The following is a 20,707-nucleotide window of genomic DNA, read 5'->3' on the forward strand; positions in this document are numbered from 1 at the left end:
GCGTCGCCGCTTATGTTTAGCATGTTCGCTGCGCTTCACACCTAAAATCTTGATGCGCGCAGAGGTGGTATTTATCCTTCGATGGTTTCGTGGAACCGACTGTAGTCGATGCGCAGACGGCCGTCGTCGGTCGCCTTCAGGATCTCGGCATAGCGATGGCCGAAGCGGACGTCGGAATGTTCGTAGGATTTTCGCGCATGCACAGTTTGCGCTGCAACGTCGTCATAGCCCGACACGAAGAGACCGAGCCCGGCATTGACGGCTTCCAGCTCCGCGGCGTCGAGACCGTAGAGCGGGCTGTCCTGGTCGATCACATGAAACAGGGTCCAGCTCAGCGCGAGCGCCGGGCTCTCGCTGCGCAGCAGCGGCAGTTCGTAGAACCGGCGGTATGGCATGCCTTCCTTGCTGACGCCGTTCTTGAACAGCCACAGCCGCGCGGTGGCATTGGCGATGATGTTGTGCCGCTCGTTGGCCAGGCGGATCATCAACGTGAGCTGGCCCTCATGGTCCGAGATCACGGGATTGTCGACGAACAGCAGGCGCGCGCTCGGCCGCGAGAAGCGGGCGAAGATCAGCCCGGTCATCAGCGACATCGAGAAGATGCCGGTGAAGAGTTCGATGGCGGCGATGAAGTGCCCGTAATGCGTCTGCGGGTGCATGTCGCCATAGCCCGCGGTCGAAAGTGTCTCGATGCTGAAATAGAGGTAGTCGATGTATTGGCCGTCAGGCACGTTGGCGATCGGATGATCGCCAAGCCAATACATCAAGGCGAAGACGGCGTTGAAGGTGATGAACACCAATGCTGCACCGCCAATAAAGGCGGGCCAGGATGCCGTCATGCAGCGATGACTGATGTCTGCCCAGAAACTGAGCTCCAACCCCTCGGTCACGACCTCGCGGTTGCCGAAACGGATCGTGCGCGCCTTCACGCGTTCGCTTGCTCTCAGTGCCATTCCGACGAACCGGCTCTTCCGCCTGCCTGTGACATCATGTCATAATGGAACCCATTCCGGAGTGCCGGTCAAACGGGAGCACAAATCATGGCCCATACGCGCGAGCCCTACGTCAAACCGGTCCCGATCATGTCGCTGCGACCAACCCAGATGACGGTCGGCATGCAAGAGGTGAAGGAGAAGCGGAAGCGCTGGCGCGAGCATAAGTCGGACAAGAAGCGCGCCGAACTGCTGGGCAAGCACATGATCCCGGTCGTCCACGGTCCCGACGATCGCTACTACGTGGTCGATCACCATCATATGGCGCGGGCGCTGCACGAGGAGGGCGTCAAGGACATCCTGGTCACGGTGATCGGCGATCTCACGATGGTCGAACGCGACGTGTTCTGGGGCGTGATGGACAACAAGCGGTGGGTCTATCCCTACGACTCCAAGGGCGAGCGCCGGCACTTCAGGGACATTCCGAGGTCGATCAAGGATCTCAAGGACGATCCGTTCCGCAGCCTCGCCGGCGAAATGCGCCGGGCCGGTGGCTTTGCCAAGGACACGACGCCATTCAGCGAATTCCTGTGGGCCGATTTCCTGCGCCGCCACATCCCGCGCAAGACGGTGGAGAACAATTTTGCCAAGGCGCTGGAGAAGGGCTTGGCGCTGGGCCGCAGCAAGGACGCGATCTATTTGCCCGGCTGGTGCGGGCCGGCATCTGACGACTGACCGGGCGCGGCCTCCGGTCCGTGTTGGTCCTCCTTGCCGCCGAGCGCGTGGTGCAGCCACCGCTCGGTGCCCTTGCCTAAGGTCAGCAGCAGGAATGCCAGCGCGAGCGCGGTGACGACGATCGGCCAGTGTCCGGCGCCGCAGACAATCCCGACGCAGGCGGCGAAGAACGCGCATGCGGCGCTGGTCAGGCCGTGGACGTGATAGCGGTCGCCCCGCCGGACGATCACGCCGGCGCCAAGAAAGCCGATTCCGGTCAGCACACCCTGGATCACGCGGCTGACCGCATCGGTGAATTTCCCGGGATCGACCGCCTGCAAGGCCAGCAGCACGACCGTGGCCGTCGAGAGGCTGACGAGACCCAGTGTCTTCAGCCCGATCGGCTTGCCGCGCAGATCGCGGTCGAGCCCGATCGCGCTGCCGGCAAGAGTAGCTGCGCCGAGACGCAGGATGATCTCGCTCCAGTCTACCAAGGCGTCCTCTATTTCGGCTGCCGGCCGAGCATGTAGAACTCGGCGTTCGGCCGCATGCCGGTGACGTTCGCAAGCCGGTTCGAAAGCGCGAAGAAGGCCGCGACCGCGGCGATGTCCCAGACGTCGTCGTCGCTGAAGCCGTGGCCGGCGAGCGCCGTAAAGTCCGCCTCCGAGACTTCCTCGGCCGCGCGGCTGACTTTCATGGCGAAGTCGAGCATCGCGCGCTGCCGCGGCGTGATGTCGGCCTTGCGGTAGTTGATCGCGATCTGGTCGGCGATCTCAGGGTTCTTGGCGCGGATGCGCAGGATCGCGCCATGGGCGATCACGCAATACTGGCACTGGTTGGCGGCGCTGGTCGCGACCACGATCATCTCGCGTTCGGCCTTGGAGAGGCTGGAGTCCTTTTCCATCAGCGCGTCGTGATAGGCAAAGAACGCGCGAAACTCGTCGGGGCGGTAGGCCAACGTGAGGAATACGTTCGGCACGAAGCCGGACTTCTCCTGCACCGCCAGGATGCGAGTGCGGATATCCTCGGGGAGCTTGTCGAGAGCGGGCGTCGGGAAGCGTTTTGCGGTCGGCTGCGTCATGAGATGGTTCCGGCGTGCCGCGGGGACGCGGCGTCACGCGAAACCATAGTGGATGACGGCTTGGGCGCAAGGCGCATCGGCGCCCTGCCATAATGACGTCAGCGCAGTGGCTTCTTCAGGAGCGAGAAGCGGTCAGGATCGAGGCCCAGTGACGGCTGCAGCATCGGCGCCTCGGCGGGCGCTACCGTGCGCGGCGGTGCGGGAGGGTTGAAGTTGGCCTCGCTCTGCGTGTCGCGATGCGAAGTGGCGCCGCGCCAGCGCTCCAGCACGGCGCTGACGAAATGCATGTCATGGCCGGCGGTGACCGACGGCACCGTTGCGATGGTGGCTTCGCCGCGCGGCAGCTGGTGCGGCGGCACCTCCTTGAAACGCAGCCGGGTCGGCAGCGCCACGCCTTCGCCGAACGCCAGCACTTCGCGGGTGCCGAGCGAAGGCACGAACGACAGGAGATTGGCGGCGGCATCCGACACCGCGGAGCGCAGCAGCGCCTGGTCGCGGTCGTTGGCGAGGCGCATCGTGAACAGCGTGTTGCACTGGGAGATGATGGTCGCGTCGAGCTCGGCCGGACGCTGGGTGATCAGGCCGAGATAGACGCCGTATTTGCGGCCTTCCTTGGCGATGCGCGACACCGCCTTGCGGGTCGGCCCGAAGCCGATGTTGCGGTCCGCGGAGGCGTAGCGGTGCGCTTCCTCGCAGACGAACAGCATCGGCGAGACGCCGTCGCTCCACAGCCCGAAATCGAACGCCATGCGGCACAGCACCGACACCACGGAATCGACGACCTCGGCCGGGAAGCCCGCGAGCTGCATGATGGTCATCGGCTTGCCGTTGGCGGGCAGGCGGAACAGATGGCTGATCACCTCGGCCATGGTATCGCCGCCGACATTGGCATTGTCGAACATGAAGGCGTAGCGCGGATCGTTGCGCACCGCGTCGATGCGCGAGATCAGCTTGTGATAGATGATGCGCGAGGAGCGGTTCTCGAGCTTGCCCATGCGCTCGTCGATCAGCGAGATCAGGTCGACGAGGCGATAGGGCACCGGCGTATCGACGGTGTAGCCGACCTGCTTGGGGTCGACGCGCTTGAGTCCGAGACCGACCCGGTCGGAGTTCTGGTACTGGGTGTAGATGCCCTTCGCCATCGGGATCACTTCGGCGAGGATGTCGAGCTCTTCGGGCACGCCAGGCCGGCCGCCGAACAGCACGTCGACGATCTCTTCGAAGTTGAACAGCCAGAACGGCAGCTTCAGGTTTCGCGGGTTGAGCACCTGCGCGCGCTCGCCGAAGCAGCGGCCGTATTCGTTGTGCACGTCGAGCAGGAAGATGCGCAGGTTCGGCCGCGACTTCAGGATCTCGTTGAGCAGCAGCGACACGCCGGTGGATTTGCCGACGCCGGTCGAGCCGAGCACCGCGAAGTGCTTGGAGAGCATTTCCTCGACGTCGACATAGGCGATAACCGAACGATCCTGCTGCAGCGTGCCGACATTGATCTGGTCCGAGCCGCTCGGCGCATAGACCGTGCGCAGCTCCTGGTTGGTGATCAGATCGGTGCTGTCGCCGATGGTCGGATAGTGGGTGACACCGCGCTGGAATTTCGGGCGGTCGCCGCCGAGGATTTCGCCGAGCAGGTCGACCGAGGCGGTCGCCATGTATTCGTCGGACGCCGCCAGGTTCTCGCACGATACTTCGGTGATCATGGCGACGATGACCGAGCTCGCGCAGCGGATACTGACGAACCGACCGACGGTCGCGCGCATTTCTGAAAGCTGTATCTGGCCGCCCGTCAGCAGCCCAACCCGGGCCTGCGAGCCGCGCACAGAGATCACACGTCCAAAGGATGTCACAGTTCCAGCCTGGCTCGTTCGCAAAATCTAAATGTCCGGACCAATATGCGCGCCCGGGTTTGGAAAAACCGTTAAATCGCCGAGGTTGCGCATCGGCTAAATCTACACCTTCCCGGTGACGATTTGTTTCTATCGTGCAGCGAGATTGCGCTCGGTCGCGCCCATCGTCGGCGAAATCGTCGCTTTCCGGCACAGCCGGATTTATTTCGGGGTTTTTCCGTTAAGGCGGGATTCACCATCTTCGAGGAGTGCATCGGCAGCTCCGTAGGTTTACGGAGGTTTCGGCGCGATGCGTTATGCCCTGTCTCCAGGTATCGCGTAACCGATTGCTAACTGCGAGTTGTAACGACCTTTCCACCAGTGCTGCGTAACGATGCCGCGCCCGGGAGAGATCAGCGTGCGCATCGAACACCGCAATTCATCGTCAGGAAATGCCGACGCCGGCTCGACCAAGGGGCTGGCGTTCTGTGCCGGCCTGCTCGTCGGCAGCCTGTTCGGAAGCGTGACCGCGCAGTGGAGCGAGCGCGAAGGCCTGTTGATGGCGGCCTTCGCCATCATGGCCGTGATCGTCTTCCTGTTGCTGAAGCGGCATGAAATCTCCGACGCGCGGCTCGCCACCGAACGCCGCAATCTCATGACCGCCGTGGACAACATTCCGCAGGGGCTCGTGCTCTACGATGCGTCGGCGCGCATCATCATCTGCAATCGTCCCTACATCGAGATGTTCGGGCTCTCGCCCGATGTGGCGAAGCCCGGCTGCACCATGCAGCGGCTGATCGCGCACCGGCAGGAGACCGGCTCGTTCGATGGCGACGTCGACGAATTCTGCGATGCCATCATCCGCAATGTGAAGCTCGGCCGCGGGACGCGTCAGCTGACCGAGGCGCCGGGCGGGCGCGCGATCGAGATCGTCAACAAGCCGCTGCCGGAGGGCGGATGGGTGGCGACCATCGAGGACATCACCGAGCGGACGCGCACCGAGAACAAGATCGCGCATATGGCGCACTATGATGCGCTCACCGATCTGCCCAACCGCCTGCTGTTTCGTCAGCGCCTCGAGCAGGCGCTGAAGACGATCGGACCCGATGAACAGATCGCGGTCATGTATATCGACATCGACGAGTTCAAGAGCGTCAACGACGCGCTCGGCCATCAGATCGGCGACGAACTGCTGAGGGCCATCGCCGAACGCCTGCGCTCCTGCTTCGGGGGGACCGATGTGGCGGCGCGGCTCGGCGGCGACGAATTCGCCGTGATCCAGACTGCGGTCCGCGATCAGACCGAGACCATGCAGCTGCTGGCCGCGATCTATCAGACCATCCGCCAGCCGATCGATTGCAGTGGGCACCTGATCACGACCGACGCCAGCATCGGCATCGCGGTCGCGCCCGCCGACGGCCTCGACCTCGATCAATTGCTGCGCAACGCCGACCTCGCGCTCTATGGCGCGAAGAGCGATGGCCGCCGCACCTACCGGTTCTTCGAAACCGGCATGGACGCGCGTGCCAAGGCGCGGCGCAGCCTCGAACTGGAATTGCGCCAGGCCATCGCCGACGGCAGCTTCGAGCTGCACTATCAGCCGTTGCTCCATCTCGAGGACGGCCGGGTCAGCTGTTGCGAGGCACTGGTGCGCTGGCGGCATCCCGAACGCGGCACCATCTCGCCGGCAGATTTCATCCCGGTCGCCGAGGATACCGGCCTGATCAACGATCTCGGGCACTGGGTGCTCAACACCGCGTGCCGGGAAGCCGTGAACTGGCCGGATCACATCAACGTCGCGGTCAACGTGTCTCCGATCCAGTTCAAAAGCCAGACGCTGGCGCTGAACGTCGCCGCCGCGCTCGCGGCGTCGGGGCTCGCGCCCTCGCGGCTCGAGCTCGAGATCACCGAAGCCGTGCTGATCCGTGACGACGAGGCCGCGCTCGATATCCTGCATCAGCTGCGCGAGCTCGGCGTCCGGATCGCGCTCGACGATTTCGGCACCGGCTATTCGTCGCTGAGCTATCTGCAGCGCTTCCCGTTCGACAAGATCAAGATCGATCGCGCCTTCATCAAGGATCTCGCCGGGACCGGCGCGTCGTCCACGATCGTCCAGGCCGTCGTGAACATTGCTGCCGCGAGCGATATGACGACGACCGCGGAGGGCGTCGAGACCGAGCAGCAGCGCAACCTGCTCCGCAGCCTCGGCTGCACCGAGATGCAGGGCTTTCTGTTCAGCCGGCCGGTGCCGGATGTCGAAATCCGCAAACTGCTGTCGTTGCATCGCGAGAGGGCCGTCTCGGTCGCCTGACCGCCGGCCCCGGCCGCTTTCAATATGTGATTTCAGCCACGGAATGCCGCGCGAGCGCCGGCCATCTTGTCGATACGCAACAAGAGGGCTCCGCCATGTACATTCTCGTGAACGCGCTTCTCGTTCTGGCGATCGCGTTCTTCTTCTTCCTGCCGATGACCGATCGCCGTACCGCGCGGATGAAGCTCTGCATGGTGTGCGCGCTCGCCGTTGCGCTGACGGTGTCGGCGACCCTATCCCGGCCGCACGGTCCGGCACCGGTGATGGTGTCGAAGGGCTAGGCACGCATGCTGGCCTCAACGGCTGCCGCAATTTCCAGTCTCAACATTTTGTTGACGGGACCTAATCCTTTGTACACTAGTACAAATCGACGCACCGAAGCTCGCGCGCTAGAGCGGCAAGCCGTCGATCGGGCGTCGTCGTCGTGGAAGGAGCCCGCCCCATGCAGCCGGAACCGATCTTCGATCTCGCGCATCTCGGGCACATGGAGCTGCTGACGCCGAAACCGGACGAGAGCCTGAAGTTCTTCGTCGACGTCATGGGCATGACCGTCAGCGGCAGGAAGGGCGGGTCGGTCTATCTGCGCGGCTGGGACGATTACGAGCACTACTCGCGAAGCTGACCGCGTCGAACACCTCCGGCATGGAGCACATGGCGCTGCGGGCCCGCAGCCCGCAGGCGCTCGAACGCCGCGTCGCCGCGCTGAAGGGCTCGGGCTTCGACATCGGCTGGATCGATGGCGACATGGGGCAGGGACCGGCATTCCGCTGCCGCGATCCCGACGGCCACGTCATCGAGCTCTATTACGAGACCGAATGGTACGAGGCGCCGGCCGAGCTGAAGCCCGCGTTGAAGAACCAGGCGCAACGTTTTCCGGCGCGCGGAGTCAATGTCCGCCGGCTCGACCATCTCAACTGCCTCGCGGTCGACATCAAGGCCAATCGCTTGTTCTTCGAGACCTACCTGGGGTGCCGCACCACCGAGCAGATCGTGCTCAACGACGGCACCGAAGCGGCGATGTGGATGACGATGTCGAACAAGAGCTACGACTTCGCCTATACCCGCGATCATTACGGCAAGATGGGCCGCTTCCATCATGTGACCTATGCGCTCGACAGCCGCGAGGAGATCCTGCGCGCGGCGGATATTTTTCTCGAGAACGGCGTGCATATCGAAACCGGACCGCACAAGCATGCGATCCAGCAGACGTTCTTTCTCTATGTCTATGAGCCCGGCGGCAATCGCGTCGAGGTCGCCAATGCAGGAGCCCGCCTGATCCTCGCGCCGGACTGGAAGCCGATCGTGTGGACCGAGGAGGAGCGCAAGAAGGGCCAGGCCTGGGGGTTGAAGACGATCGAGTCGTTCCACACCCACGGCACGCCGCCGGTGATCGACTAGATGCTCGACCGCCGCAAGCAAACTGACCTAGCGCGTCGATACGTCGCCTCGAACACGCGCGGTCGGACGACAACATGGATGCGTAGCCGGTATAATCCGCTTTGAGAGGGCGGACGCTGCGTCGCGCGCGGCGCTTGAACGGTGAGAACAGGCACAATGGCTGGCAGGACGCCCAAGACGTCGGCGAAGAGGGCAAGGAAGGGAGCTGCGAAGCGCGGGGCTGCAAAGCCGCGCCTGCTCGCAGGCGGCAATCCGCAGATCGCAAAGGGGTATGGTGACGCTCCGGTGCAAGCCTTCATCGCGGCGATGCCGGGGTGGAAGCGCGACGTCGGACGCAAGCTTGACGCTCTCATCGTGCGTACCATCCCCGGCGTGCACAAGGCGGTGAAATGGAACTCGCCGCTCTACGGCATCGAAGGCGATGGCTGGTTCCTCGGCATCCATGTCTTCACGCGCTATGTCAAAGTGGCATTCTTTCGCGGCGCATCGCTGCACCCGATGCCGCCGGGCGAGTCCAAGCAGCAGCACACGCGTTATCTCGATATTCATGAGAACGACGAGCTCGACGAAACCCAGTTCACCGCCTGGGTGAAGCAAGCCAGTCAATTGCCCGGCGAACGGATGTGAATGGCCACGCAGGTCAGGATCGGCGGGCAATGGCCACGACGCGCCGTCGATGCAGCCCTGCGCGCGCGAGCGTTGCCTCGCCTCGGGCATTTGGTGTTAGGCTGCACTGAAGCACTATGAATCGTCATCGTGCTTCAGGTTGTTGTCCTGGCATGATCCTCTCGGAAAAACTGCTTCGCACTTTTCCGGATCATGCTCTGGTAACGTCAGAGGGAAACGTCGATGAGCGAACACACGACGGACAAGCGCGTGCGAGAGGCGTCTCGCAGGCGGTTTCTTCAGGCGGGCGCAGCACTGGCCGGTGGCTCCGCGATATCTGGAGTTGCCGGTTCTACCGCGCTTGCCGAACAGGGGAATAATCTTCCGCCCAACGTGCCGGAATGGATGAAAGCGCCCGGCGATCCGATGGGAAGCCAGCCCTATGGCACGCCGTCGGTTCACGAGAAGGGCGTCGTCAAGAACATCTCGAAGACGCTGCCGCAATATATCTCCGCGTCGGGCCGCACGCCGTTGCAGGAGCTCGACGGCATCATCACGCCGAACGGCCTGTTCTACGAGCGCCATCATGGCGGCGTGCCGACCATCGATCCGGCCGAGCACCGGCTGATGTTGCACGGCATGGTCGATCGCCCGCTGGTGTTCACGATGGAGGACATCCGCCGCTTTCCGTCGCAGTCGCGCATCCACTTCCTCGAGTGTTCCGGCAATCCGGTCTACACCAAGCCCTACGGCAAGACGGCTTCCGACCTCGTCGGCCTGCTGAGCTGCGCGGAATGGACCGGCGTGCCGCTGAAGACGGTACTGGACGAAGCCGGCCTGCAGGCCGGCGCCAAATGGATCGTGGCCGAAGGCGCCGACGCCGCCGCGTTGACGCGCTCGATCCCGATCGAGAAGTGCCTCGACGACGCCATGCTGGTCTACAGCCAGAACGGCGAGCGGCTGCGTCCGCAGCAGGGTTATCCGCTGCGCCTGTTGCTGCCGGGCTTCGAGGGCAACATGAACGTGAAATGGCTGCGGCGGCTCAAGGTCGTCGCCGAGCCGGCGTATTCGCGCGAGGAGACCTCGAAATACACCGACCCGATGCCGGACGGTACGTCGCGCGAATTCACCTTCTACATGGAGGCCAAGTCGATCATCACGCGGCCGTCCGGCGGCCAGAAGCTGACCACGCACGGCTTTCACGAGATCACCGGGATAGCGTGGAGCGGCCACGGCAAGATCAAGAGCGTCGAGATCTCGCTCGACGAAAGCAAGAGCTGGCAGCAGGCGGAGCTGCAGGAGCCGGTGCTGACGCGCGCGCTCACGCGCTTCCGTTTGCCCTGGCACTGGGACGGCACCCCCGCAGTGATCCAGAGCCGCGCCATCGACGAGACCGGCTACGTGCAACCGACGCTCGCGGAATTGGTGGCGGTACGCGGTCTCAACTCGTTCTACCACAACAACGCGATCTGGCCCTGGCGCATCGATGCGAATGGCGAGGTGACCAATGGCCAGGCGTAATCTGAAGACCGCCGCGCTGGTGAGTGCGGTCGCGATACTCGGCGCAGCTGTTCATGCCGAGGAGCGCTACGGCATCGGCCGTGTGGCTACGCCGTCGGAGATCGCCGGCTGGAACATCGATATCGGCCGTGACGGCGCGGCGTTGCCGCCGGGCAGCGGCAGCGTGGAGCGCGGCCGCATCGTGTTCGGCGAGCAATGCGCGGCGTGCCATGGCGACAGCGGGCAGGGCGGCGTCGGTGACCGCCTGGTCGGCGGGCAGGGCACGCTGGCGAGCCCAAAGCCGATCCGCACCGTCGGCAGCTACTGGCCCTATGCCCCGACGTTGTTCGACTATATCCGACGCGCGATGCCGCAGAACGCGCCGCAGTCGCTGAGCAATGAGGACGTCTACGCGGTGTCCGCCTACATCCTCAGCCTCAACGGCATCGTCCCCGCCAATGCGGTGCTTGATGCGAAGTCGCTCGCCGCCGTCAAAATGCCAAACCGCGACGGGTTCGTCTCCGACCCGCGGCCTGACGTGCATAATCGGTGAAGCGCAGTCCGCGCGGCCGCCGCGCGCCGCGGTCGTCGCACCACGCCGGCGGCTGCCTCGCGGCATTGTGACCTGGTGGGCCCCTGCATCGGGAGTTTGGCCGTCACCACATCAGTTCTGGGCACAGGGACGGCGCTGCCGCCCTTGCGTAGTTTCTTGGACAAATTTCAATTGATCCATCGGAGAGGTCCTATGGCCGCACTCAAGGCCGTTGCAGCCGCTGTGCTGCTCGTGGGAATGACGTTCACGCCAGTCTCGGCCCAGATGTCGGAGCCGGCACTTTTCGACGCGCAGAATCCCGGGCGGAGTGCGATCAACGGCGGTGCCCTGACGCCGTGGGGCGAGGCCCAGCAGGCGGCGCAACGCGGCGGCAACCCGGCGAATGCTTATGGCGCCATACCGGCGGCGCCATCGTCCTCTTGCGCGCGCTATCGTTCGTTCGATCCTGCGTCCGGTACCTTCCTTGGCCGCGACGGCCGCCGCCATCCCTGCCAATAGGGCCCCGCATCCGCGCTTGGCCGCCGTTCTTGGCGGTGGATAAGCTCGCGGGCGGTCGCCCGGTGCGCGAACGCCTGGACGCCCGGCGCGTTATAGTCCGCTGATCGTGTCGGGTCCCGCCGGGCCCGAGCGGCGGAGGGCAGCTGGCGTGACAGACACCTTGGCCGGTTTCTGGGACCGAAAGTCGACCGCTGAGCTGTTGCGGGAAGCGGCGCGTGCCGACGGCGACGCGGAGACGCCGGTCTTCAAGCGCTCGCTCTCGGCGTTGCAACTGGTCACGCTCGGTATCGGCGGCATCATCGGCGCCGGCATCTTCGTGCTGACGGGCCACGCGGCCGCCGCCAATGCCGGACCCGCCGTCACGCTCTCCTTCATGCTTGGCGCCGTCGCCTGCGCCTTCGCCGGCCTGTGCTACGCCGAGATGGCGTCGACCGTGCCGATCTGCGGCAGCGCCTACACTTACGCTTACGCCACGCTCGGCGAACTGATCGCCTGGATCATCGGCTGGGACCTGATCCTCGAATATGCGGTCGGCGCGATCGCGGTCTCGGTCGGATGGTCCGGCTATTTCGTCAGCCTGATGCGCGATTTCGGCATCAACCTGCCGCAGCAGTTCACCTCGGCGCCGCTCGCCTACGACGCCAACACCGGTGTGTGGTCGTCGACCGGCGCGGTGATCAACATCCCGGCGATGGCGATCATCGCTTTCGTCGCCGCGCTGCTCGTGGTCGGCATCCGCGAGTCCGCGCGCTTCACCAGCTTCGTCGTCGTGGTCAAGCTCGTCGTCATCGCATTGTTTCTCGCGACCGCAGCCTCTTCGGTATCGCTGGCGAACTGGGTGACGGCAAGCAATCCGTCAGGTGCGCTGATCCCGCCGAATGCCGGTCCCGGCGTATTCGGCTGGTCCGGCGTCGTCCGCGGCGCGGCGGTGGTGTTCTTCGCTTATATCGGCTTCGACGCGATCTCGACCGCCGCGCAGGAGGCGAAGACGCCGGAGCGCGACATGCCGATCGGCATTCTCGGCTCGCTCGTGATCTGCGCCGCGCTCTATGTCGCGGTCGGCTTCGTGCTGACCGGCATCGTACCGTACGACAAGCTGAGCGTGCCCGATCCGATCGCCGTCGGCATCGATGCGGTCGGGATCGGCTGGCTCGGTCCCTTCATCAAGCTCGGCATCCTGTTCGGGCTGACGTCGGTGATCCTCATCATGCTGCTGGCGCAGCCGCGGATCTTCCGTGCCATGGCGCATGACGGGCTGCTGCCGGGCATCGCCGCAAGGATCCATCCGCGCTTCCAGACGCCCTATGTCTCGACCATCTTTGCCGGCAGCGTCGCTGCTGCTCTCGGCGGGCTGCTGCCGATCGGGCTGGTCGGAGAGCTCGTCTCGATCGGCACGCTGTTCGCATTCACGGTGGTCTCGATCGGAACGCTGGTGCTGCGTCTGCGCGATCCGGACTTGCCGCGCCCGTTCAAGGCGCCGGCGATCTGGCTGGTGGCGCCGGCTGCCGCGGGAACGTCGCTGTTCCTGATGTTCGGCCTGCCGCTCGACACCTGGATCAGGCTCGCGGTGTGGCTCGTGATCGGGCTTGCGATCTATGCCGCCTACGGCCGACGCCACAGCCGGCTGCGGGCGAGGGGCGGGGTGTAAGCGCGGCGAGGATTCGCCTTGTGCGGGATAGTGCGAGCCTGTCTCCGCCAAGAGACTGTCGTCCCTGCGAAAGCAGGGACGCAGCAAACCAATCAATATTCGTGGTTATCGGTCCTTGCTTTCGCAGGGACGACACCGAATTTGTTGCGGCATTGAAAGTCAAATGTCCGCGGCCAGGTTCACTCGATCGCGTGCAACGCGCGGCGGATTGCTGCGAAGATCGCCTCGATCTGCTCCTCGGTGATGATCAGGGTCGGTGAGATCATCAATGTATCGGCGGCGGCGCGGAGCAGGATTCTCTCGTCGTCGTAGCATCGCCGGGCGCATCCGGGACCGCGCATGCCGACCGCGCCGTCGCGCGGCTTCAGATCGATCGCGGCCGGGCAAGCGGCCGCGCGCGTCGGGCTGACGGGAAGTCAAGGCCGACGCGGCGCGCGACGAGCCTATAGTGCGCGGGCGCGCGGCCTGCTACACTTGCTCGCTCCGATAGAAGGAACATACGCCGCACCCAAACGGCGCAATCGGGGGAACTCCAATGCGAAATCCACAAACGGGCGCGCGATGGATGGTCGCGGCCATTGTCGCGATCGGCCTCACGGCGTCAGCACCTGGCCACGCCGCGTCGGTTGCGCCGGTCGCCGCCGAGAACGGCATGGTGGTATCCGCGCAGCATCTCGCGACGCAGGTCGGCATCGAGGTGTTGAAGCGGGGCGGCAACGCGGTCGACGCCGCGGTCGCGGTCGGTTACGCGCTGGCGGTGGCCTATCCCGCCGCCGGCAATCTCGGTGGCGGCGGGTTCATGACCATCCAGCTCGCCGACGGCCGCAAGACCTTCCTGGATTTCCGCGAGACCGCGCCGAAGGGCGCCACCGCCAACATGTATCTCGACAAGGACGGCAACGTCATCGCTGGCCTGTCGACCAAGGGGCATCTTGCCGTCGGCGTGCCCGGCTCGGTGGCCGGCATGGAATATGCGCGCGAGAAATACGGCACGATGAAGCGCGCGGACGTCATCGCGCCGGCGCTGCAACTCACGGAGGACGGCTTCGTGCTGGACCAGGGCGACGTCAGCATGCTGCAGACCTCGACCAAGGATTTTCAGGACGATCCGGCCTCGGGCGCGATCTTCCTCAACAACGGCAAGCCGTTCCAGGTCGGCGAACGGCTGACCCAGCACGAGCTCGCCGAGACGCTGCGCGAGATCAGCAAGCGCGGCACCGACGGCTTCTACAAGGGCTGGGTGGGAGCGGCGATCGTCGCCTCGAGCCAGGCCGGCAAGGGCCTGCTCACGCAGGAGGATCTCGATAATTACAAGGTTCGCGAGCTCGCGCCGGTCGAATGCGATTATCGCGGCTACCACGTGGTCTCGGCGCCGCCGCCAAGCTCGGGTGGCGTGGTGATCTGCGAGATCCTGAACATACTCGAGGGCTACCCGCTGAAGGAGCTCGGCTACCACTCCGCGCAGGCGGTGCACTACCAGATCGAGGCGATGCGCCACGCTTATGTCGATCGCAACAGCTATCTCGGCGACCCCGACTTCGTGAAGAATCCGCTCGAGCGTTTGCTCGACAAGAACTACGCCGCGAAGATCCGCGCCGTGATCGACCCGGCCAAGGCCGGCGCGTCCAAGGACATCAAGCCCGGCGTTCCGCCGCACGAGGGCAACAACACCACGCATTATTCGATCGCTGACAAGGACGGCAACGCGGTGTCGGTCACCTACACGCTCAACGACTGGTTCGGCGCCAAGGTGACCGCGGCCAAGACCGGCGTGCTGCTGAACGACGAGATGGACGACTTCACCGCCAAGGTCGGCGTGCCGAACCTCTACGGTCTGGTGCAGGGGGCGGCCAACTCCATCGCCCCCGGCAAGCGTCCGCTGTCCTCGATGAGCCCGACCATCGTCACCAGGGACGGCAAGCCGGTCATGGTGGTGGGGACGCCGGGCGGCAGCCGCATCATCACCGCCGTGCTGCTGACGATGATCAACGCCATCGACTACGGCATGAACGCACAGGAAGCCGTGGACATGCCGCGCTTTCACCAGCAATGGCTGCCGGACCTGACCAACCTCGAGGACTTCGCGCTATCGCCCGACACGCGGAAGATTTTGGAAGGCATGGGCCAGACGTTCGGTCCGCCGCAGCCGGCCAATCACCTCGCGGTCATCATCATCGGGGCGCCGTCGCTGGACGGCAAGCCGGTCGGCAACAATCGCTTCTATGGGGCGAACGATCCGCGCCGCAATTCGGGGCTTGCCGGTGGCTACTGATTGCCGTTGCGCGATTGCATGCGGACGGCTGGGCAGGGACCGCTCGCGAAGCCGGTCGTGCGTCAGGCGACGGCCGTCGACCTGCCGTCGTCGTGCCCGCTCGTGAGCAGCAGGCGCCGGCGGATCGCATCCTCGACCAGGGCCAGCGATTGTTTGGCTTCACGCGCCTCGGCTTCGGCGGCCTGGGCCCGGAACTCGGCGGCATCGAGCTGCTCCTGCTGGGACTCGATACGCCGTCGGGCCTCCTCGAGTGCCCGGGACGCGTCCCTCAACTTGCGCTCGGTGGCGGCGATGATTTCGAGCTGCGCCTGTTCGGCGGCCTCGGCGCGTGCCTCGCCGGCACGGGCCCGGTCCTCGATGCTGCGGAACAGATCCGCCGCCTGATAGACCAGGTCCAAGGCTTCGGTGCCCATCGCTGAAGTGGGAGGTCTCGGAAATCCGAGGACATTCGGGTCGGCCGCAAAAGGCCGTCTAAATCCGCGCAGTGCCATGCAGACCAGCCCTCGCGAGTCGCGTGTATAACAACAACTTGCGGTAGTTATGGTTAACAAACCATTAATCCTGTCGGCCGCCCGGCACTGTCCACCGGTTTCTGACGACACAGCGCCTCGAACGGCAGCCGGGTAGTGCAAGCGATCGGTCGGGCCTGCGCTTTGCTTTCGCAAGCGGCTCACCGCGCAAGCGCAGCGAGTGGTGACCGGCGTGCCGTCCGCCGAGCGCGCAGGCGAATCGAGGCACGGAGGGCCCGAGGTCGATGCGGTCCTGCGGAGCATCCGAAGCGCGGGGAGGGGCTGATTTGGCTGCGCGCGGGAGCCGGGCTCTATGGCATAAGTTTGACGCCTGGCGCGCTTTAATTCTCCTGTGTTGAATTGCAGGTCCATGGTGCGACCGATATACCGGGCGGCCTAAGTGGCACGCAGCGCACTCAGAACGAGCGACGTATTCGCCACGGAAAATCTGGTCGATGAAATTTCTGTTGCGGTTCTTCGGGTTCCTGTTCACCGCAGGAACCATCCTGTTCCTGGCTGGTCTCGCCGCGGTCGCAGGGCTGTTCTGGCATTTTTCCAAGGACCTGCCCGACTATTCGCAGCTCCAGAACTACGAGCCGCCGGTGATGACCCGCGTGCACGCGGCCGACGGATCGCTGCTGGGCGAATTCGCCAAGGAGCGCAGGCTCTATCTGCCGATCCAGGCCGTGCCGAAGCTCGTGATCAACGCCTTCCTCGCGGCCGAGGACAAGAATTTCTACGAGCACGGCGGCATCGACTATACCGGCATGGCGCGCGCGGGCGTCTCCTACATCCAGAACTTCGGTTCCAACCGCCGTCCGCAGGGTGCTTCCACGATCACCCAGCAGGTCGCCAAGAACTTCCTGTTGACCAACGAGGTGTCGTTCACCCGCAAGATCAAGGAAGCCCTGCTGGCGATGCGAATCGAGCGGGCCTATTCCAAGGACAAGATCCTCGAGCTCTATCTCAACGAAATCTATCTCGGCCTCGGTGCCTACGGCATCGCGGCGGCCTCGCTGGTCTATTTCGACAAGTCCGTCAACGAACTGACGGTCTCGGAAGCGGCCTATCTGGCGGCGTTGCCGAAAATGCCGGCCAGCCTGCATCCGGTGCGCAACCGTGCGCGCGCCATCGAGCGGCGCAACTACGTGATCGACCGCCTGCAGGAGAACGGCTGGATCACCGCTGCCGACGCCGACAAGGCGCGCAAGGATCCGCTGACCGTCACCAACCGCAGCAACGGCGCGCACACCTTCGCCGGTGAATATTTCTCCGAAGAGGTCCGCCGCGACATCTTCGAGCGCTACGGCGAGAAGAAGCTCTATGAGGGCGGCCTGTCGGTGCGCACCACGCTCGACCCCAAGGTCCAGGTGATGGCGCGCAAGGCCATGGTGGCGGGGCTCGTGAACTATGACGAGCAGCAGGGCTATCGCGGCGCGATCCAGAAGCTCGACCTCACCAGCGACTGGGGCGTGCCGCTCGCCGAGATCAAGTCGCTCACGGACATCTCGCCGTGGCGGATGGCGGTGGTGCTGGAGAGCAACGACCAGTCGGCGCGGATCGGCTTCCAGCCCGGCCGCGAACTCGGCGGCGCCGTCAGCAAGCAGCGCGAAACCGGCATCATCACGATGGACGGCGTGCGCTGGGCCAGGACCAAGGGCAAGTCGCCGACCGCGGTCTCGCAGGTGCTGCAGCCCGGCGACGTGATATACGCCGATCCGCTGTTCAAGGACGGCAAGGCGGTCGAGGGCCAGTACCGGCTGCGCCAGATCCCCGAACTGTCGGGCGCGATGGTGGCGATGGATCCGCACACCGGACGCGTGCTCGCGATGGTCGGCGGCTTCTCGTTCGACCAGAGCCAGTTCAACCGCGCGACGCAGGCCTATCGGCAGCCCGGCTCGACCTTCAAGCCGATCGTCTATTCGACGGCGCTCGACAATGGCTACACCGGATCGACCGTGATGATCGACGGACCGATCGAGATCGACCAGGGGCAGGGCAACATCTGGCGGCCGGAAAACTTCTCCACCGGCAAGTATCAGGGCCAGGTCACGCTGCGCAACGCGCTCCGCCTGTCGCTCAACACCGTGACGGTGCGGCTGGCGCAGGAAATCGGCATGCCTGTGATCGGCGAGTATGCCAAGCGGTTCGGCGTCTATGACGAGCTGCCGAACTATCTCGCCTATGCGCTCGGCGCCGGCGAGACCACGGTGATGCGGATGGCTACGGCCTATTCGATGATCGCCAATGGCGGCGTCCGCGTGAAGCCGACCCTGATCGACCGCATCCAGGACCGCTACGGCCACACCATCTTCAGGCACGACCAGCGCGAATGCCGCGGCTGCGACGCGCCGGAAGGCTGGAAGAACCAGCCCGAGCCGCAGCTCGTCGACCGCCGCGAAAGGGTGCTCGACGCGATGACCGCCTACCAGATCACCTCGCTGATGGAGGGCGTGATCCAGGCCGGTACCGGCACCGCGCTGAAGGACGTCGGCAAGCCGCTCGCCGGCAAGACCGGCACCTCGAACGAGGCCAAGGACCTCTGGTTCGTCGGCTTCTCGCCGGACCTCGTGGTCGGTCTCTATGTCGGCTACGACAAGCCGCGCTCGCTCGGCCGCAACGCCCAGGCCGGCCACACCGCGGCGCCGATCGCGCGCGACTTCCTGAAGCTCGCACTGGCCGACAAGCCCGCCACTCCGTTCAAGCAGCCGGTCGGCATCCGGCTGGTGCTGGTCGATGCCAAGACCGGCCTGCGCGCCTCGTCCGGTCAGAACCGGGGCGTGGTGCTCGAAGCCTTCAAGCCGGGCCAGGCGCCGCCGTTCTATGATCCGACGTTGGTCGCCGGCACCGACGTGATCGACGGCACCCAGCAGGCAATCCCGCCGGACGCGGGCCGTGCCGTCATGCAGTCCAGTCCGAGCGGGCTGTATTGAGGCCAAACGGCAGGGCATTTGCGGTTGGGGTGGTGCGGCGCTTTGTCAGGGCGCATCACGCCGCCGTGGTTGAACATGCCGCGCGCGGCGCCAACCCAAGAATGGAGTCCTCGACCGGAGAACCCCCGAAGCGCGACGTTTCCATTCGCGTCCGCGCGTGTCGAGCCGTGGATCGCGATGATCAAGGCGTTGCTTGCCGTAATGCGGCTGATCTGGACCGTTCTCGTGGTTGGGGCCGCAACCCTGATGGGCGCGGTCCTTGGATGGGGGTGGCACGGCTGGATTGGTGCCATCTCGCTCGGCATCGTAGGATTTGGCCTTGGATCCCTGCTTGCAGCCTGCCCCGAAGTGCTGCTTGAACTGGTCGCTGAAATGTAAACCTCTGGCCGAACGCTGATCGCTCGTCCCGGCCGCGATTTTCACCCCCATTCCCCGCCAACAATGCTTGCCAAGCGTGGGACCAAGCGGGTAGAAGGTCGCACTCGCGCGGGCGCTGATTTGGCAGGCGAACCCGCTGTACCGAGATGTCCAGTCATCCAGCTAAGCTGTTGATACCACGGACAATTCTTGGGGAATGGTGTAACGGTAGCACAACAGACTCTGACTCTGTTTGTCTTGGTTCGAATCCAGGTTCCCCAGCCAATCTGCCTCCGTGGCCCCGACCATCCTCTGAAATCCCGATGATTGCTCGTCGCGGCCGGCTCCCGATGGCGTGCCGGACGTGAGATGGCTTGTGCCATCACGGCGTCCAGTGTGGATTAGCCCGGCATAATCCACCATGGTCTCGCGCCTGCGGTGCGGCCTGTTGCGACAGAGGTTTAAGGTAATGGACGAAATTCTTTATGCCCGCGAGCCGTCGATTGGCGTCGACGAGTTCATCGCGGTGCTGCGCCAGTCGGGCCTCGGCGAGCGGCGGCCGCTGGCGGATGCCGACCGCATGGCGCGCATGATCGCCAATGCGAACCTGATCGTGACGGCGCGGAAGGCGACCAAGCTTGTCGGCGTCTCGCGTGCGCTGACCGATTTCGCCTATTGCTGCTATTTGTCGGACCTTGCGGTCGATCGAGCGTTTCAGGGCCACGGCATCGGCAAGCGCCTGATCGCGGAAACGCGGCGCCACGCCGGACCTGAATCGATGTGCCTGTTGCTGTCGGCGCCCGACTCGATCGGGTTCTACAAGACCATCGGCATGCCGCAGCCGGACAACGCGTTCCACTACAAGCGCGAGCGATAGCGGCCGGCGCTATCTGATCTCGGCCTTCAGCAGCAGCGCGAGGCAATCGGCCAGCCGCTGCTCGATCTCCCTGTCGCGGAGCGACAGCGGGCCGGGATCGTTGAGGATCGCGTTGACAAGCGTGCCCAGCACGACCTGGAAGCCGAAGGCGATGGCGCGGGTCTTCGCCGCCTTGCGGCCCTTGCCCATCGCAGGCAGCAGCAGCGGGGTGGCGTGTTCGGTGGTCGCGCGCGCAAGGCTCTTGAACGTGGTCCACTTGTCCGGCCGGGTGTCGTCGTGCTGGAGCGCGGCGCGCAGCACGCCCTCGTGGGCGCGGATCCAGCCGATGACGCCCGACACGACGCGGCAGCAGAGGTCGTCGAGCGTAAGGTTGCCGGCGGGGCTGTCCATCCGGGCGAGATGCCGCGCGCCGTCCTGCGCCGCCAGCGCGATCAGGGCGTTGAAATAGGCTTCCTTGCTTTCGAAGCGGCTGTAGAAGGCGCCGACCGTGGCGCCGACCTTGCCGCATAAGGATTCGATCGACAGCTCCGCAAGGCTCCGCGTCCGCAACAGCTCGGCGCCGGCTTCAAGCAGCGCCAGCGTCGTCTCGCGGCTGCGTTTCTGACGCGAGGGGGTGACGCCGGGAAGATCGAACTGGTCCGAAAGCCGCGGCATTTGCGCTTGCGTCTCCTGATTTTCATAATCATAATTCGGAT

General features: G+C 64.9%; 18 protein-coding genes, 1 tRNA gene and 2 pseudogenes. 14 read left to right on the forward strand and 7 right to left on the reverse strand.

Annotated elements, in window-relative coordinates; translation table 11 throughout:
- Positions 1–71 precede the first annotated feature (71 nt).
- Complete coding sequence (locus tag JQ573_RS01020; RefSeq protein ID WP_212315121.1) at positions 72–953, reverse strand: ion channel; 882 nt, start codon at positions 951–953, stop codon at positions 72–74.
- An 87-nt stretch (positions 954–1,040) separates the two neighbouring features.
- On the opposite strand from JQ573_RS01020, the gene JQ573_RS01025 reads away from it, so the two are divergent.
- The gene (locus JQ573_RS01025; protein WP_212315119.1) at positions 1,041–1,667 is read left to right on the forward strand and encodes a ParB-like protein; all 627 of its coding nucleotides are present in this window, start codon (positions 1,041–1,043) and stop codon (positions 1,665–1,667) included.
- Here the strand turns inward: JQ573_RS01025 and JQ573_RS01030 are convergent.
- The 3 genes from JQ573_RS01030 to JQ573_RS01040 form a co-directional block, all read right to left on the reverse strand.
- A complete protein-coding gene (locus tag JQ573_RS01030; RefSeq protein WP_212315117.1) occupies positions 1,628–2,140 on the reverse strand; it encodes an MgtC/SapB family protein in 513 nt (170 codons plus the stop codon). The genes JQ573_RS01025 and JQ573_RS01030 overlap by 40 nt on opposite strands.
- An 8-nt stretch (positions 2,141–2,148) precedes the next feature.
- Positions 2,149–2,727 (reverse strand): peroxidase-related enzyme, encoded by a 579-nt coding sequence (locus JQ573_RS01035; protein WP_212315115.1) that lies wholly within the window; start codon positions 2,725–2,727, stop codon positions 2,149–2,151.
- Between the two features lie 98 nt (positions 2,728–2,825).
- The gene (locus JQ573_RS01040) at positions 2,826–4,571 is read right to left on the reverse strand and encodes an ATP-binding protein (RefSeq protein WP_212315113.1); all 1,746 of its coding nucleotides are present in this window, start codon (positions 4,569–4,571) and stop codon (positions 2,826–2,828) included.
- A gap of 514 nt (positions 4,572–5,085) precedes the next feature.
- On the opposite strand from JQ573_RS01040, the pseudogene JQ573_RS01045 reads away from it, so the two are divergent.
- The 8 genes and pseudogenes from JQ573_RS01045 to JQ573_RS01080 form a co-directional block, all read left to right on the forward strand.
- Positions 5,086–6,861 (forward strand): annotated as a pseudogene (locus JQ573_RS01045) (putative bifunctional diguanylate cyclase/phosphodiesterase); the annotation flags it as partial.
- Between the two features lie 95 nt (positions 6,862–6,956).
- On the forward strand, positions 6,957–7,142 hold the full coding sequence (locus JQ573_RS01050; protein ID WP_212315109.1) for a hypothetical protein: 186 nt from the start codon (positions 6,957–6,959) through the stop codon (positions 7,140–7,142).
- 161 nt (positions 7,143–7,303) lie between these two features.
- Positions 7,304–8,259 (forward strand): annotated as a pseudogene (locus tag JQ573_RS01055) (catechol 2,3-dioxygenase).
- A 156-nt stretch (positions 8,260–8,415) separates the two neighbouring features.
- Positions 8,416–8,886 (forward strand): DUF1801 domain-containing protein, encoded by a 471-nt coding sequence (locus tag JQ573_RS01060; protein ID WP_212315107.1) that lies wholly within the window; start codon positions 8,416–8,418, stop codon positions 8,884–8,886.
- Positions 8,887–9,108: 222 nt separating this feature from the next.
- Positions 9,109–10,386: a sulfite dehydrogenase gene (gene soxC, locus JQ573_RS01065; protein WP_212315105.1), complete on the forward strand. Its 1,278-nt coding sequence runs from the start codon at positions 9,109–9,111 to the stop codon at positions 10,384–10,386.
- The gene (locus JQ573_RS01070; protein WP_212315103.1) at positions 10,373–10,918 is read left to right on the forward strand and encodes a c-type cytochrome; all 546 of its coding nucleotides are present in this window, start codon (positions 10,373–10,375) and stop codon (positions 10,916–10,918) included. The genes soxC and JQ573_RS01070 overlap by 14 nt, the downstream gene beginning before the upstream one ends.
- Before the next feature lie 192 nt (positions 10,919–11,110).
- On the forward strand, positions 11,111–11,416 hold the full coding sequence (locus JQ573_RS01075; protein WP_212315101.1) for a BA14K family protein: 306 nt from the start codon (positions 11,111–11,113) through the stop codon (positions 11,414–11,416).
- Positions 11,417–11,576: 160 nt separating this feature from the next.
- Positions 11,577–13,064 carry an amino acid permease gene (locus JQ573_RS01080; protein ID WP_212315482.1) on the forward strand — a complete coding sequence of 496 codons (1,488 nt, stop codon included), beginning with the start codon at positions 11,577–11,579 and terminating at the stop codon, positions 13,062–13,064.
- Between the two features lie 179 nt (positions 13,065–13,243).
- On the opposite strand, the gene JQ573_RS01085 is transcribed toward JQ573_RS01080, so the two are convergent.
- Entirely contained in the window at positions 13,244–13,405 is a 162-nt protein-coding gene (locus JQ573_RS01085; RefSeq protein ID WP_212315099.1) for a hypothetical protein, read from the reverse strand.
- 224 nt (positions 13,406–13,629) lie between these two features.
- On the opposite strand from JQ573_RS01085, the gene ggt reads away from it, so the two are divergent.
- On the forward strand, positions 13,630–15,336 hold the full coding sequence (gene ggt, locus JQ573_RS01090; RefSeq protein WP_409334684.1) for a gamma-glutamyltransferase: 1,707 nt from the start codon (positions 13,630–13,632) through the stop codon (positions 15,334–15,336).
- A gap of 62 nt (positions 15,337–15,398) precedes the next feature.
- Here ggt and JQ573_RS01095 read toward each other — a convergent pair whose 3' ends face one another.
- Positions 15,399–15,734 carry a hypothetical protein gene (locus JQ573_RS01095; RefSeq protein ID WP_244435761.1) on the reverse strand — a complete coding sequence of 112 codons (336 nt, stop codon included), beginning with the start codon at positions 15,732–15,734 and terminating at the stop codon, positions 15,399–15,401.
- Positions 15,735–16,300: 566 nt separating this feature from the next.
- On the opposite strand from JQ573_RS01095, the gene JQ573_RS01100 reads away from it, so the two are divergent.
- The 4 genes from JQ573_RS01100 (at position 16,301) to JQ573_RS01115 (ending at position 20,012) form a co-directional block, all read left to right on the forward strand.
- Positions 16,301–18,778, forward strand: a complete 2,478-nt coding sequence (locus tag JQ573_RS01100) for a penicillin-binding protein 1A (RefSeq protein WP_212315096.1) — start codon at positions 16,301–16,303, stop codon at positions 18,776–18,778.
- Positions 18,779–18,955: 177 nt separating this feature from the next.
- Positions 18,956–19,156: a hypothetical protein gene (locus JQ573_RS01105; protein WP_212315091.1), complete on the forward strand. Its 201-nt coding sequence runs from the start codon at positions 18,956–18,958 to the stop codon at positions 19,154–19,156.
- A 190-nt stretch (positions 19,157–19,346) separates the two neighbouring features.
- Positions 19,347–19,420 (forward strand) — tRNA-Gln (locus tag JQ573_RS01110).
- A 184-nt stretch (positions 19,421–19,604) separates the two neighbouring features.
- Positions 19,605–20,012, forward strand: coding sequence for a GNAT family N-acetyltransferase (locus tag JQ573_RS01115; protein ID WP_212315090.1), 408 nt, complete (start codon positions 19,605–19,607; stop codon positions 20,010–20,012).
- 9 nt (positions 20,013–20,021) lie between these two features.
- Here JQ573_RS01115 and JQ573_RS01120 read toward each other — a convergent pair whose 3' ends face one another.
- Complete coding sequence (locus tag JQ573_RS01120; protein ID WP_212315088.1) at positions 20,022–20,666, reverse strand: TetR/AcrR family transcriptional regulator; 645 nt, start codon at positions 20,664–20,666, stop codon at positions 20,022–20,024.
- Between the last annotated feature and the right edge of the window lie 41 nt (positions 20,667–20,707).

This window comes from Bradyrhizobium sp. AUGA SZCCT0105 (genome assembly GCF_018129565.1).
Classification (GTDB): domain Bacteria; phylum Pseudomonadota; class Alphaproteobacteria; order Rhizobiales; family Xanthobacteraceae; genus Bradyrhizobium.